The sequence below is a fragment of the Lacrimispora amygdalina genome (assembly GCF_003432035.1).
Taxonomy (GTDB): Bacteria; Bacillota; Clostridia; order Lachnospirales; family Lachnospiraceae; genus Lacrimispora; species Lacrimispora amygdalina.
Window position 1 is genome coordinate 107,985 of the sequence record NZ_QOHO01000013.1, and the last position, 13,520, is coordinate 121,504.

The window sequence follows — 13,520 nt, forward strand, 5'->3', positions numbered from 1 at the left end:
AAAGATGATGAGCAAAAATCAGACCAGAGTGAGAAGAAGGGATTTTGTGACTGACTTATTTTTTCATGTTCTGCTCCTTGTGATATCCATGACTTGTTTGCTTCCGTTTATTCACATATTTGCCAAGTCCGTCAGCAGGGAAGCCTATGTCATAGCAAATAAGATCTTTCTGCTTCCAAAAGGAATTAACTTTGAAGCATACAGAAAAGTCTTGCAGGATGCATCCATTGTAAGATCCCTGTATGTATCCATAATTGTTACTGTTTCCTTCACAGCGATCGGAACGTTTCTTACCATAAGCGCTGCCTATGCCTTAAGCCGGGTTCAGCTCAAAGGCAGAAAAATCATGACTTTTTTAATCATGTTTACCATGTATTTCACTGCCGGTACCATACCGGATTACTTACTGATGAACAATCTGCATATGCTGGATACCTGGTGGTGTATGATTCTGCCTTTGTCCTTTGCAGCCTATAATTTTCTGATTATGAAAAATAATTTCAAGGCTTCCATTCCAGACAGCCTGATTGAGTCCGCTTTAATTGACGGTGCCAGTCATTTTAAGATATTAAGTTATATTGTGGTGCCGCTTTCCAAACCCATTATAGCAACGATTTCTCTGTTTTATGCTGTCGGGCGCTGGAATGCCTATTCCGATGCACTGTTTTACATCAAGCAGCGGGTGGATTTAAGACCGCTGCAGCTGAAGCTTTATTATCTGGTGGTAGCCGCCAGCGAATCCTTTAAGGCAGAGGGAGGGAATGCGGCAGGCCAGATCACAAATCCGGAGGTCTTAAAAGCTTCCTGCATTATTTTTGCAACATTGCCCATTATCTGCATTTATCCCTTCATACAGAGATATTTTGTGCAGGGAACCATGATAGGTGCGGTAAAAGGCTGATGATATTGAAATGAAAAGAGAAGGAGGATATTCATGAGAAAAAGGATGAGTTGGAAAAGGGCAGCAGCGTGGGGGACTGCTTTTGCAATGGCAGCAGGGCTGATGTCCGGATGCAGCGCAAAAAAGGAGGCATCTGCTCCTACTGAAGAAAGTAAGAAAGAAGAAACCAGTCAGGCAGCAGAAACCGGAACAAAAGCAGAGGGGAAAAGTTACACGGATTATTCCAAAGGTTTTCCTGAGAAAGTAACCATTAAGATACCTGTGTATGACAGAGGCTTTGAAGGCTGGGATCCGGTGAATAATTATTACACCCGCTGGATTCAAAAGGAATTTGGCGATAAATACAATGTGACCGTCCAGTATGTGGCAATCAACAGGCAGAATGAGATTGCTGATTACATGCAGATGATTGCAGCCGGCAATGCACCTGATATCATTTTCCATTATGACATGCCTCAGGCGGTGAACTACAATTCTGAGGGCGCCATGCAGGAGCTTGATCTTGATGAAATAAAGCATTATGCACCGGATTATTATAAGAAAGCGGAGAAAATCATAAATCAATACGGAAAACTGGATGGAAAGAACACGTTCTTTTTTGCACAGCGAAATCCCATCTATTATAACTGGGTGACTCTCATCCGCCAGGACTGGCTGGATAAAGTAGGAAAAGAGAAACCGGCCACAAGAGAGGAGCTTCAGGAGGCGGCAAGAGCATGGAAGGAAGCAGGGCTTGGCAAGCTGGGAGCGCAGATTGTAAATAAAAGCTATACCTATGAGTATCCCTTTATCGGAGCTTCACCGGATAAAAAAGATTTAAACCTTTATCTGGATCTCAATGCAGCACCTCTTACCTGGAGTGCCACAAAAGCTTACTTAAAAACCATGAACCAGGAATTCAATGAAGGAATTCTTGACCCGGAATTTTATTTAAATGCAGATGATGCTGCATGGAAAGCTGATTTTGTTGCCGGAAATGTGGGCACCTATTCCTTTTATATCTCCGCAAACACAGATGTAATAAACAGCTTAAAGGCGAATGACCCTAAGGCCGAGGTCTCTGTTTTAAGTCCCACTGCACAGTCACCAAAAGATAGTCACCCATATTACTATAAATACCCGCCCTATGGAATGGTCATGGGAATTAACTCAAAGACAGATGAAAAGCAAAGAGCGGCAGTCTGGATGTTTTTAAACTGGATGTCACAGCCTGAGAATCTGTTCTATTTACAAAACGGAGCGGAGGGAGTTAATTATACTCTTGATTCCGACAAAATTGCAGTGCCTGTCAAGGATTTCAAAGGAGAATCCAAACTGTCCAATAATAATAACAAAGATTACTGGTGTCTGGTTACGGAAATGGCTGATTACGGTGACGATGAAAAAAATTTAAAGGCCAATATCAGGACTCTGGCTCCAGCCGGATATGAGGATCTGGTTAAACAATCCTATGATTATACAAAAGAAGTGGAGCAGTACGGACTGGTCAGCCCCATTTTCACCAGGAGTGTTGAGGCAACCGGAGAGTATTCCGCAGATTTAACAGCCATGTGGCAGGAGTTTTATGTGGATATGATCACCTGCAAACCAGAGGAACTGGATGCGAAGTATGAGAAATATTGTAAGGAATATTTAGACAACGGATATCAGGAGATTCTGGATGAAAAACAGAAACTGATTGATTCCGGAGATTTTATTGCTCAATAAGAACATGGGGCTGCTGCAGATCTGGCATCAGCCCTTTCTTAAAGGCGGGTTATTCATTCTAATACAGAAAAAAGGGAGTAGTTCATGACAGAATATGTTTTTTATCATACAGAGGCTGTGAAGGAAAAGAAAATTGATGTAAAACCTTCCCGGTATTATGAATCCGGCGGAGGCTTTGGCTTTTTCAAGGAGAAGTCTCTTAAGTCGTCCCATTCGTGCAGCCTGCCGGAACTGAATACCGGCTTTATTCCCAGTCCGGAGTTTCAGCAGGAGATAGCAATAAGACAGGATGAGTACGGCTGTTATGTGGATTCTAAGTCCATGTTCATTCCCTTATCCTTTCAGGCTGATACAGGGGACCAGGGAAATTACCTCATGACCATTACTCTTTTTGCAAAGGAAGAAGAGAAAGAGGTTCTTTTATTTGTCGGAAGGAGGCAGCTGGTCTGGAGGGGCAGTTTAAGGGCAAAGGAAGAATGGAGCGGATCTTTTCCGGTCTCCATCAGCGATTTTATCCCAAGAGGGGAGACCGGGCGTTTTCGGGATGAGGCGGTTAAAGTAACAGTAATCAGCCGCTCGGTCCGCTTAAAAACGCTTAATATTGAGAAATGGAAAGGGAAAACTTTGTATCTTGCCGGGGATTCTACCGTGACGGATCAGAATGCCCAATATCCTTATAATCCTGCAGAGAGCTATGGGGGCTGGGGTCAGATGCTTCCTGTCTTTTTAAACGGTAATTATGCAGTTTCCAATCATGCCCATTCCGGTCTGACCACAGAAAGCTTCCGGTCAGAGGGGCATTATGAAATTCTCATGGAACAAATCAGTGACGGAGATGTCTGTTTGTTTCAGTTTGGCCATAATGACCAGAAAGTTGATCACTTAAAAGCAGAGGGAGGTTACCGGAATAACCTGATTCAGTATATTTTAGAAATAAGGGAAAAAGGAGCCATTCCAGTATTGGTCACACCACTGGCCAGAAACAGCTGGCTGGAAAATGGTAAAACATATAATGATCTTTTAAAAGAATATGCGTGGGAGGTTATGAAACTTTCAGAGAGCATGGGGGTTCCTGCGGTGGATCTGCATGAAACGAGTATGGAGCTTTTAAAGGAGCATGGACTTAAGGAGTCCGGGCGCTGGTTTTACCCCTCTGATTATACTCATACCAATGATTATGGCGCATGGAAGATGGCTGGCTTTGTATGGAAGGGCCTGGCCGATGCCGGTGTGATATCACCGGACAGGAAAGAGGCTCCTGAATGGGAACCTCCAAAAGAGAGTGTCCGGTTATCAATAGATAAAGGAGAACATTTATGAGAGAGACAGAAAAAGGAAGTTTTACCCTTCCAGGAGAATCCGGCTATGAGGAACTGACCCTTCAGCTTGCCAGACGCTGGGGAGCAGATATGATACGAGACAGTGACGGAACCGTACTGTCTGATGAGCTGACAAATGCGGGATACGGAATTTATTCCACCATCTGTCTGATCAGAGACCACAATGAATGGGCGAAAGCCCATCCGGAGCAGCTTCAGCAGACATTTTTGGTTACAGAACCCAGAACAGGAACAGAGGGACACTTAAGTATCCCTTTGATGGAAGACTTTTATAAGGACCAGTTCCGTGTCAATGAAAGCCCCGAATCCATAAAATACTGGCAGGTGTATGACCGTACGTCCAATCAGGAGATATCCCCTGCCTCCTGGAGCTATGATTCCAAAACGCAGTCAGTAGCAATTATGGAGATCTGCCCCTTTCATGAGTATACTGTGAATTTTCTGGCATACCGGATATGGGAAGAGATTTCCATGTATAATCATGTCACCAATCACTGGGAAAAGGAGCATTTAATGCCTCTGGATCCAAGGCATGAGGAGACGAGAAGTTATTTATACAGCTGGCTTAAGACATGGTGCGGGGAGCATCCTGCTACAACTGTTGTGCGTTTCACTTCTCTTTTTTACAATTTTACATGGATGTGGGGAAGCAGTGAACGAAAACGGAATCTGTTCAGTGACTGGGGCTCTTATGATTTTACTGTAAGTCCGGCAGCGCTTAAAGAGTTTGAAGAGGAATATGGCTACTGCCTTGTTTCCGAGGATTTTATTAACCAGGGGAAGTTTCACGTAACTCACATGCCGCCAGGCAGACGCCAGCTGGATTATATGGCATTTATAAACCGTTTTGTGGTGGATTATGGAAAACAGCTGGTAGAACTGGTTCACAGTTTTGGCAAAAAGGCCAGCGTATTTTACGATGACAGCTGGATTGGTCTGGAGCCGTATCACAGCAGCTTTAACGAGATTGGTTTCGATGGAATTATTAAATGTGTGTTTTCCGGCTATGAGGCCCGGCTTTGTGCAGGTGTGCCTGTAAAAACCCATGAATTAAGACTTCATCCCTATCTGTTTCCGGTGGGGTTAAACGGAACCCCTACATTTGCTCCGGGAGGAAACCCGACAAAGGATGCGCTGGAATACTGGAACAGAGTCCGGCGTGCAATTCTCCGCCAGAAGATTGACCGGATCGGTCTTGGCGGTTATCTCCACCTGGTAGAGAAGTATCCGGATTTTTGCAGCTGTATAGAAAATATTGCCGGTGAATTCCGTCAGATTAAGGAACTGCATGAAAAAGGCGGGGTATATACACTTCCCATAAAGGCAGCGGTTGTCCATGCATGGGGAAAGTTAAGATCATGGACCCTATCCGGACATTTTCATGAAACGTATATGCATGATCTGATTCATATAAACGAAGCTTTATCCGGGCTTCCTGTGCAGGTAGAGTTTTTGAATTTTGAAGATATTAAAAACGGGGCTTTAAATCATGTGGATGTTCTCATAAATGCAGGCGCGTCAGGTACTGCCTGGAGCGGAGGAGATGGCTGGAAAGACGATGGGATTTTAGAAGAAACGGTCCGTTTTGTCCACAGGGGAGGGTGTTTCATAGGAGTTAATGAACCCTCTGCTGCAGACGGCTATCATACTTTTTTCCGTATGGCACAGGTGCTGGGAATCGACCAGGATACTGGTTCTAAAGTATGCCATGGGCGCATGGAATATAAGAAAGAATCCATACCTGGGGTGATCCCGGAGGGAGCCTGTATAAAAGGGAAAAAAGGGCTATACTTAACAGACCGGAAAACCTCTGTTCTGGCTGAGGAAGACCAGGTGCCGGCCATCACTTATCATGAATTTGGAGCAGGAGCCGGAATTTATTTAAGCAGCTTTCAGTTTTCTTGTGCCAATACAAGAATGCTGATGAATCTCATGCTTTACAGCAGAAAAATGAGCCTGAAACAGAACTATTTAACGGATAATCCGGAAACGGAATGTGCGTGGTATCCGGATTGCCGGACACTTGTAATTATTAATAACAGCGAAAATCCACAGACTGCCGCCATAGAAACGGATTCTTCCATGGTGAGAGCTGAACTTGCCCCCTACGAAACCGTGTTTAAAAAAATATAATGCCGTAAAAACCAGATGAAACAACAGGTAAAAAAATAATTGGTGAATTGTTATGAAAAATAACAAAAAAACATTACAATTGTTGTATAAATATGGTATAATTTGGTAGACATACAGACATGCTGCGGAAGGGGGACTACGCGATGATGTGGAAGCGATTAGGAAAGTTTAAAAAAATAAGGTTAAAGAACAGGGGAAAATTCACCCGTCTTTCAACCAGAATTGCATGCATGGCGGGGATCATGCTGGTGGTAGTATTTGGTATATTGATTGGTATTACATCCAGAATGACAAAACGTGCGATGCAGCAGTCGGCTTTCGGGGAACTAAAAACGCTTGCATCAGAAAATGGTAAAGATATTCAGCAGATTTTTGACACGGCACAGCAGGTGTCCAACCGGATCACTTATTATCTGGAAAATTCATCTGAAAACAGAAAACAGATGCTGGATCTTAGAATCAAGGCGGGTAATACGGCGGAGCCGTTTTATAAAAGCCGGATATCCGACAAGGTAACACTGGATACCAATGGTATGAGAATCGAGGATTATATGATTTCAACCATTCGGGCTTCTGTTATGTATTCAGAGGACATTAAGGGGATCAGTATTTTGTTCGAGCAGTATGGTTTAAGCTCTGCAGCCAGAAGCTACGGCATTTACTCCAGCCAGGATGGAACAGTTACTAGCTGCGGCAACTATGAAGATTACTCCGCAAAAGATTACTATCAGAAAGCCCTTGAGACAGGAGCGCGGGTCATTACAGAGCCCTATGAGTCAAATGGTGAGATGATCATTACCATGGCAGTGCCGGTCATTGTCAATTCCAGAACACTCTGCGTGGTTTCTGTTGATGTGGGACTGGACCGGTTCAGCCAGGTAAAAACTGCAGCGTCTTATCCCAGTATGTTTACTTTTATTCTTAATGATGCCGGAACCATCATATCAGAGAGTACGGGAAAAGGACTTGCCGGAACCAATGTTTCTGATTCCGTAAGCTCCCAGTCCTGCAAGGCTGGGATAAAAGCCGGTACTGCAGCTGGAGAGGCATTTCATGTAATTGATGGGAACGGAAAGGGGGAAGTGTATTACTTTTTTGAGCCGATTCAGCTAAATGGTTCTGTCTGGTATTCGGTTACTGCAGTGAATGCCGGCGATATGAACCGGGAAGCGGAACGAATGGCCACTCTGATGACAGTCATATCAGTAGCAGCCATGATCATGATCCTGTTTATGATCACTGTGGTTATTAAAAAGCAGTTAAAACCATTACATAAATTATCGGCAGCAGCTGAGCAGATCGCAGATGGTAATTTAAGCGGGTTCTCCGGAGTGGATTCCGGAGACGAGATCGGTCAGACGGCGAAATCCTTTGAACGGATGTCGTCTAATTTAAAAACAATTATAGACCGGATTTCCCTGGCACTTCATGAGATCGCAGATAATCATCTGGATTTGGATGCGGATATGGGTCTTTCCGGAGATTTCTATAAACTGGAAGAGGCCGTTAAGAAAATTACTTTAAATTTAAACGCAGTTATGTATGAAGTAAATCAGTCGGCTGGCCAGGTAGCGGCTAGTTCAGGCCAGGTGGCTGAAGGGTCCAAGGTTTTGGCAGATGGGGCGGATACTCAGGAAAAAACCATTGAGCTGCTGTCTGACTCCGTTAATCATGTTTCAGGGAATATTAAGAAGCTGGCAGAAAAAGCAGGAGATGTTTCTGTACAGGTTCAGCAGACCGGAACGGAAGTGGTAAACTGTGACATGTCCATGCAGAATTTGTCAAAGGCAATGGATGAAATACGTGTTTCCTCCGGTGAGATCGAAAAGATTATTAAGGTAATAGAGGATATTGCATTCCAGACTAATATTCTGGCTCTGAATGCAGCGATTGAAGCCGCCAGAGCCGGAGAATTTGGAAAGGGCTTTGCAGTGGTTGCGGGAGAAGTGAGAAACTTAGCTGCCAAAAGTTCAGAGGCGGCGAAGAATACAACGGATCTGATCCAAAGCTCCATAACAGCCGTTGAGAATGGAAACAGTCTTCTGGATGAAACGGTTCAGTCCATGATGAAGGTTTTAGAGGACTCAGCCATGGCAGTAGAGGCGGTGGATTCCATTTCTGCAGCAGCGGGAAAAGAAGCCAGAGCGGTGGAAGAGATAACAAAGGAACTTGACCGGATATCACTGACCGTCCGCAACAATTCCGCCACAGCAGAAGAAAGTGCAGTTTCCAGCCAGGAGCTTTCCAGACAGGCCCAGCTGCTCCGAGAACTGGTGGAACGGTTCCGTTTGAGAACACAATAGAAGAGATACGCAGAGTAATAGTTTTATATCACTCTGCGTATCTCTTTTTTCGACAGAAAATTCCAATTATTGTATTAATCCAATGAAAAATATATTCTAATTATAAATAAAATAAAACATATAAATTCTAAAAAAATGTAAACAATTTTAAAATTAACAATTTAATCATAAAATAAATAAAAATATATTGACAAATACTGAGCTGTACGCTATAATTATGACATAACAAAGGGAAACCAAAGTTACAAAGAAGAGGGAAAACTGACGAAAGGAGGTACGGTCCACCAGAAAGAGCAGATTCGTTTCATTTGAAAGAATGAAACACAGGCCCCCACAATCTACCGATGTGAAAGACCAGCGGACACGAATCCGATGGAAAGAAGAAGTCAGTGATTCGTAATCTCATGAATAACCGGACAAAAGATGGTTCCACGAAAGAAGCTGGTTATAGCAACGGAGAGCGTAAAAAATTTATATAGATCATGTTGATACATACGCAACTTGTAAGGGAACATGAGACGGAAAAGAGGTATCAATTCCAATGGACGAGTTAATATAGAAAGGGATATCGATGATGTATAGACAGTCGATATCCCTTTCTATTGGTTTTTAATCAGTTATAATCCCTTCTAAATCAAAAGGAGGTGTATATTCTTCTTTTGAACTGCTTTTTTCCTGCATAAATCCCTGCACAAGATTTAGCTCAATGGCTTTATTAAGGACCTTATTGTACTCATAAGAAGTGATTCTGCGGTTGATTTCCGGATACAGGACACTTTTGTAAAAGGGAGTATACTGACTTAACAGGCTGATATAGTACATTCCTTCAGGCAGTTCCTCCTTCATCCAGGCAAGAAGGGCCATGGAATCCTCTTTTGCTCCGGGAAGAACCATGTGGCGTATGATAACGCCTTTTTCCATCAGCTCGCCGGAGGAATCAAATCTGGGGGCTCCGGTTTGAATGATCATCTGACGGATGGCTTTCGAGGCCTTTTCAAAATAGTCTGCCGCATTGCTGTATCTTGCAGAAAGGGTGCTGCTTAGGTATTTTAAATCAGGAAGCCATATATCAACGTATCCGTCAAGTGCTTTGATTACTTCTGCTGATTCATATCCGCCGCAGTTGTATACCACTGGGATGGCAAGCTTTGGTTTTGAAAGGTCAAGAGCCCTGATTACAGACGGAAGGTACTGTGTGGCAGTTACCAGATTGATGTTGTGGGCTCCTTCATCCTGAAGCCTTAAAAATATATCGGACAGCTGATCCGGGGTCAGTTCCCTTCCGAAATTCTCCTGACTGATGGAATAGTTCTGGCAGAAGCAGCAGCGCAGGGTACAGCCGGAAAAGAAGACAGCTCCGCTTCCGCGGCTTCCGCTGATACAGGGCTCCTCCCAGTGATGGAGGGCAGCACGGGCCGCCCTGACTGTATCTGTACAGCCGCAGTAACCCGCGGTCTGATGGCGGTTCACTTTGCAGTTTCTGGGACAGAGGCTGCATGAATCATACATATAGTCAAAGTTCATAAAAGATACTCCTGTTGTTGACAAATTAATTTAATTGAGGTACTTTATTATAATAAAAAATTTGCCGGAAAAAGGCAATGATAAATGACAGGAATCAGACAATGGAAAAACAATTCAAACGAATGGAAGCATTGAAATATGCTTTCCCCAAAACAGTGCCTGTTATGGCGGGATATCTGGTCTTAGGCGCAGCTTATGGAATATTAATGAGAGTAAACGGCTTCGGCATTTTCTGGGCACTCATATGGAGTGTGTTTGTATATGCGGGAAGTCTGCAGTACCTTGGAATTACATTTTTTGCAGCTGTGGTAAATCCGTGGTACGCTCTGTTTATGTCGCTGATGCTCAATGCAAGGCATTTGTTTTACGGACTATCCATGCTTGACCGGTTAAAAGAGTCGGGTAAATTGAAACCTTATCTGATATTTTCATTAACAGATGAGACGTTTTCTGTCCTTTGCAGCGAAGAAGTTCCCGATCGTCTGCCAAGATACTGGGTTTATTTTTTTATATCTTTTCTGGACCAGCTGTACTGGGTTGCAGGGACACTGGCGGGTGCGGTTGCAGGAACCATGATCCGTTTTGATACGGCTGGAATGGATTTTGCCCTGACTGCTCTTTTTACAGTAATTTTTATAGATCAGTGGAAGTCCGGCAAAGGACGCCGGGCAGCATGCATCGGGATTCTTTCTTCTATTATGTGTATTTTGCTTTTTGGAAAGGATGTTTTTATTGTACCTGCCATGCTGATGATTATTTCTGTCATTACCATCGGCTATATGAAAAGAAAAGATAAGGAGGAACAGACTTGAAACAGAATTTCATGAATTACGCCCTGATCACTCTGGCTATGATTCTGGCCACGGTGCTTACCCGTTTTCTGCCTTTCTTCTTTTTTCCGGCAGGAAAGAAAACGCCAAAATATATAACTTATCTTAGCAATACGCTGCCTTATGCCACCATTGGCTTATTGGTGGTCTACTGTTTAAGAGGAGTTTCTTTTGCGGCCCGCCCCTATGGCCTTCCGGAGCTTCTTTCCATAGGAGCTATTGCGGCACTGCATGCATGGAAAGGAAATTCCCTGCTCAGCATAGGAGGAGGTACGGTAATTTACATGACACTCATTCAGACTGTTTTCCGGTAGCCGGGGAGCATAGAACGTAAAAGATATTTTATTCATTGTGAAAAATGGTGTAAGATATCTTTTTTTGTTGAAATAATAGACGTTTGTCTATTAAAAGATAAATAAAAAGTTATTGTCATTTTATGGATACGTTGACAAATAGTTACAAAATATCGTATAATGAAAAAAACCATAAACGAAATGTCATGGTTCATATTTACCAAACATGAGACAAGGAGCATAAGACTATGAAGACACCGGGGGATAAGAAGTGGAATCGGAAAACCCAGAAGACAAAAGGAATTGGGCAGGGTAAGAAAAAGAATGTGGGAGCATCAATTAAGGCAAAGCTGTCTGTGAAATCTCTTAAGATGAAGATGCTGATGTTTATTATTGCCATTATTCTTGGATTATCTGTAACCAATATGATTGTCAGTATTACGGTAAGTTTTGGTGGTATCACAGATGTTGTAAAAAGTGATCTGGAAGCAACTGGAAAGCTGGTTAATAACTTAGTTGTGCAGAATTTAGACCAGATGAAGGTGAGCATTGAAGCCAGCGCCCAGGGAGGAAGCTTAAAATCAATCAACTCCAGAGTGGTTTCAGAGTACTTAAGCAACCAGTGTACTCTTTACGGTTATAAGGATCTGGCGGTAATCAGCAAGGAAGGCGTTGTTACCCGCAGCGCCAGCGGGGAGCACATCGGTGAAAGTTATGCAGGTGCGGATTACATAACAAAAGCATTAAGCGGACAGACCACTATTTCAACGACAGAATATGACAGCAATAATGCCCTGGTAATCCGGGTGGCTACACCATATGATTTCGGAATTCTGGTGGGAACTTATGACGGAAGTGTTTTAAGCAATCTGATTAAAGACTTTAAAATTGGTAAGACCGGCAATGCATTTCTTTTAGACAGTACCGGAACTTTAATCGGCGGTAATAATGCGGATCTTGTGCAGCAGCGCAGCAACATGATTGAGAATGCAAAAAGTGATTCTTCTTATGCATCCATTGGTAAGATGTTCCAGAAGATTATTTCCGGGAAAACTGATATCGGAAAATATGAGTATAAGGGCGTAAGCAGATACTGCTACTACAGTCCGGTGAGCGGCAGTGATGGCTGGGCACTTGGAGTGGTTGCACCGATTAATGAAACAACTACTTCAATCTATACAGTAGTATTTGGAATGGTAATTCTTATGTTGTTATCTATCGGTGTAGGCTGTTTCCTTGCATTCTGGTTCGCTGGTTCCTTTGCAGGTCCCATCTCAGCCATTGCGAACAGAATGAAGCTTTTATCAAACGGTGATTTAACCAGTGATGTTCCTGTTTTAAAGAGAAAAGATGAGATCGGACAGCTGGCAGAGGAAATCGGCAATTATGTAACCAGCGTCAGAAGCTATAACAGCACCATTGCAGCATCTATGGATAAGATTGCTTCCGGAGATTTCAGCCCTTCCGAATCCATGAATTTTAACGGCGATTACGTTGTGATTCAGGAAGCTATATTAAAGGCGGAAGATATGCTGGCAAAAACCATGGAAACAATTAATATGTCTGCAGACGAGGTTGCGAAGGGCAGCGCCCAGGTATCCCAGGGAGCGCAGAATTTAAGCCAGGGTGCAGTGGAGCAGGCAGCTTCCGTAGAGGAATTATCTTCTTCCGTTAATGAAATATCAAACAGCCTTTTAAGCACGGCTAAGACAGTGGAAGGCATTAATAACCAGGCCGGACGTGTTGGCAAGGCCATGGAAGAAGGCAATGCCCAGATGCAGGTTATGATGCAGTCCATGGGCCAGATCAGCCAGAAATCCAAAGAGATTGAAAAGGTCAACAAGCTGATCGAAGATATCGCTTTCCAGACCAATATTCTTGCTCTGAATGCAGCGGTGGAAGCAGCAAGAGCAGGAGAAGCAGGAAAAGGATTTGCAGTGGTAGCGGATGAAGTGCGTAATCTGGCAGGAAAAAGCGCCAACGCTGCAAAGGATACTTCAAGCCTGGTTGCAGATACCATTACAGCAGTTGAGAAGGGAACCGAAGTGGCTTCCTCTACCGGAGAGACCTTAAACGGAATTCTTATGGAGACAAGGAATATGGTTACAGCCATTGAAAAGTCTGCCAGTGAACTGCAGGAGCAGAGCGATAAGGTAACCCAGGTAACCGTTGGAATCGAGCAGATCTCTTCTGTTGTACAGAGCAATTCCGCAACAGCAGAGCAGAGTGCTGCAGCCAGCGAGGAACTTTCCGGACAGGCAGAGAATTTACGGGAATTAATGAGTAAGTTCCGTCTTCACTAAGGATAAAAAGGTTTTTATATGGATAAAAAACCGCAAAGTTACGCAAAGATTTTCCTGCGTATCTTTGCGGTTTCGTTTTGAACTGGATGAAAACTGAAGGTGCATAAATTTTTTAAATCTGGTATAATGTGAATGGCGGGTCACTTTCATAAGTGTCTTGAAAGAAGGAGAAGAAAGAGGGGAATT

Annotated in this window: 9 protein-coding genes; 8 read left to right on the top strand and 1 reads right to left on the bottom strand. The window is 43.5% G+C overall.

Annotation, left to right across the window (positions count from 1 at the left end; all coding sequences use genetic code 11):
• The first annotated feature begins 4 nt into the window (after nucleotides 1-4).
• The 5 genes from DS742_RS04465 to DS742_RS04485 all read left to right on the top strand — a co-directional run bounded on the left by DS742_RS04465 (nucleotide 5) and on the right by DS742_RS04485 (nucleotide 8,384).
• Nucleotides 5-901: a carbohydrate ABC transporter permease gene (locus DS742_RS04465; protein ID WP_117415807.1), complete on the top strand. Its 897-nt coding sequence runs from the start codon at nucleotides 5-7 to the stop codon at nucleotides 899-901.
• Between the two features lie 33 nt (nucleotides 902-934).
• Nucleotides 935-2,608: an extracellular solute-binding protein gene (locus DS742_RS04470; protein WP_117415808.1), complete on the top strand. Its 1,674-nt coding sequence runs from the start codon at nucleotides 935-937 to the stop codon at nucleotides 2,606-2,608.
• Nucleotides 2,609-2,692: 84 nt separating this feature from the next.
• On the top strand, nucleotides 2,693-3,928 hold the full coding sequence (locus DS742_RS04475; protein ID WP_117415809.1) for a rhamnogalacturonan acetylesterase: 1,236 nt from the start codon (nucleotides 2,693-2,695) through the stop codon (nucleotides 3,926-3,928).
• Nucleotides 3,925-6,081 (top strand): 1,3-beta-galactosyl-N-acetylhexosamine phosphorylase, encoded by a 2,157-nt coding sequence (gnpA, locus tag DS742_RS04480; RefSeq protein WP_117415810.1) that lies wholly within the window; start codon nucleotides 3,925-3,927, stop codon nucleotides 6,079-6,081. The genes DS742_RS04475 and gnpA overlap by 4 nt, the downstream gene beginning before the upstream one ends.
• Before the next feature lie 143 nt (nucleotides 6,082-6,224).
• Nucleotides 6,225-8,384, top strand: coding sequence for a methyl-accepting chemotaxis protein (locus DS742_RS04485; RefSeq protein WP_170313362.1), 2,160 nt, complete (start codon nucleotides 6,225-6,227; stop codon nucleotides 8,382-8,384).
• A 609-nt stretch (nucleotides 8,385-8,993) separates the two neighbouring features.
• Here DS742_RS04485 and DS742_RS04490 read toward each other — a convergent pair.
• The gene (locus DS742_RS04490; RefSeq protein ID WP_117415812.1) at nucleotides 8,994-9,908 is read right to left on the bottom strand and encodes a radical SAM protein; all 915 of its coding nucleotides are present in this window, start codon (nucleotides 9,906-9,908) and stop codon (nucleotides 8,994-8,996) included.
• 101 nt (nucleotides 9,909-10,009) lie between these two features.
• Here DS742_RS04490 and DS742_RS04495 point away from each other — a divergent pair, with 101 nt between their 5' ends.
• From DS742_RS04495 to DS742_RS04505, 3 genes are all read left to right on the top strand, one after another.
• Nucleotides 10,010-10,720 carry an AzlC family ABC transporter permease gene (locus tag DS742_RS04495; RefSeq protein WP_117415846.1) on the top strand — a complete coding sequence of 237 codons (711 nt, stop codon included), beginning with the start codon at nucleotides 10,010-10,012 and terminating at the stop codon, nucleotides 10,718-10,720.
• An 11-nt stretch (nucleotides 10,721-10,731) separates the two neighbouring features.
• Complete coding sequence (locus tag DS742_RS04500) at nucleotides 10,732-11,052, top strand: branched-chain amino acid transporter permease (protein WP_117415847.1); 321 nt, start codon at nucleotides 10,732-10,734, stop codon at nucleotides 11,050-11,052.
• 227 nt (nucleotides 11,053-11,279) lie between these two features.
• On the top strand, nucleotides 11,280-13,334 hold the full coding sequence (locus tag DS742_RS04505; RefSeq protein WP_117415813.1) for a methyl-accepting chemotaxis protein: 2,055 nt from the start codon (nucleotides 11,280-11,282) through the stop codon (nucleotides 13,332-13,334).
• Nucleotides 13,335-13,520 lie beyond the last annotated feature (186 nt).

What these genes read in the sequence shown, in the direction of transcription:
- DS742_RS04465 (WP_117415807.1), top strand. Translation starts at nt 5, where the DNA reads ATGATGAGCAAAAATCAGACCAGAGTGAGAAGAAGGGATTTTGTGACT.
- DS742_RS04470 (WP_117415808.1), top strand. Translation starts at nt 935, where the DNA reads ATGAGAAAAAGGATGAGTTGGAAAAGGGCAGCAGCGTGGGGGACTGCT.
- DS742_RS04475 (WP_117415809.1), top strand. Translation starts at nt 2,693, where the DNA reads ATGACAGAATATGTTTTTTATCATACAGAGGCTGTGAAGGAAAAGAAA.
- gnpA (WP_117415810.1), top strand. Translation starts at nt 3,925, where the DNA reads ATGAGAGAGACAGAAAAAGGAAGTTTTACCCTTCCAGGAGAATCCGGC.
- DS742_RS04485 (WP_170313362.1), top strand. Translation starts at nt 6,225, where the DNA reads ATGATGTGGAAGCGATTAGGAAAGTTTAAAAAAATAAGGTTAAAGAAC.
- DS742_RS04490 (WP_117415812.1), bottom strand. Translation starts at nt 9,908, where the DNA reads ATGAACTTTGACTATATGTATGATTCATGCAGCCTCTGTCCCAGAAAC.
- DS742_RS04495 (WP_117415846.1), top strand. Translation starts at nt 10,010, where the DNA reads ATGGAAAAACAATTCAAACGAATGGAAGCATTGAAATATGCTTTCCCC.
- DS742_RS04500 (WP_117415847.1), top strand. Translation starts at nt 10,732, where the DNA reads ATGAATTACGCCCTGATCACTCTGGCTATGATTCTGGCCACGGTGCTT.
- DS742_RS04505 (WP_117415813.1), top strand. Translation starts at nt 11,280, where the DNA reads ATGAAGACACCGGGGGATAAGAAGTGGAATCGGAAAACCCAGAAGACA.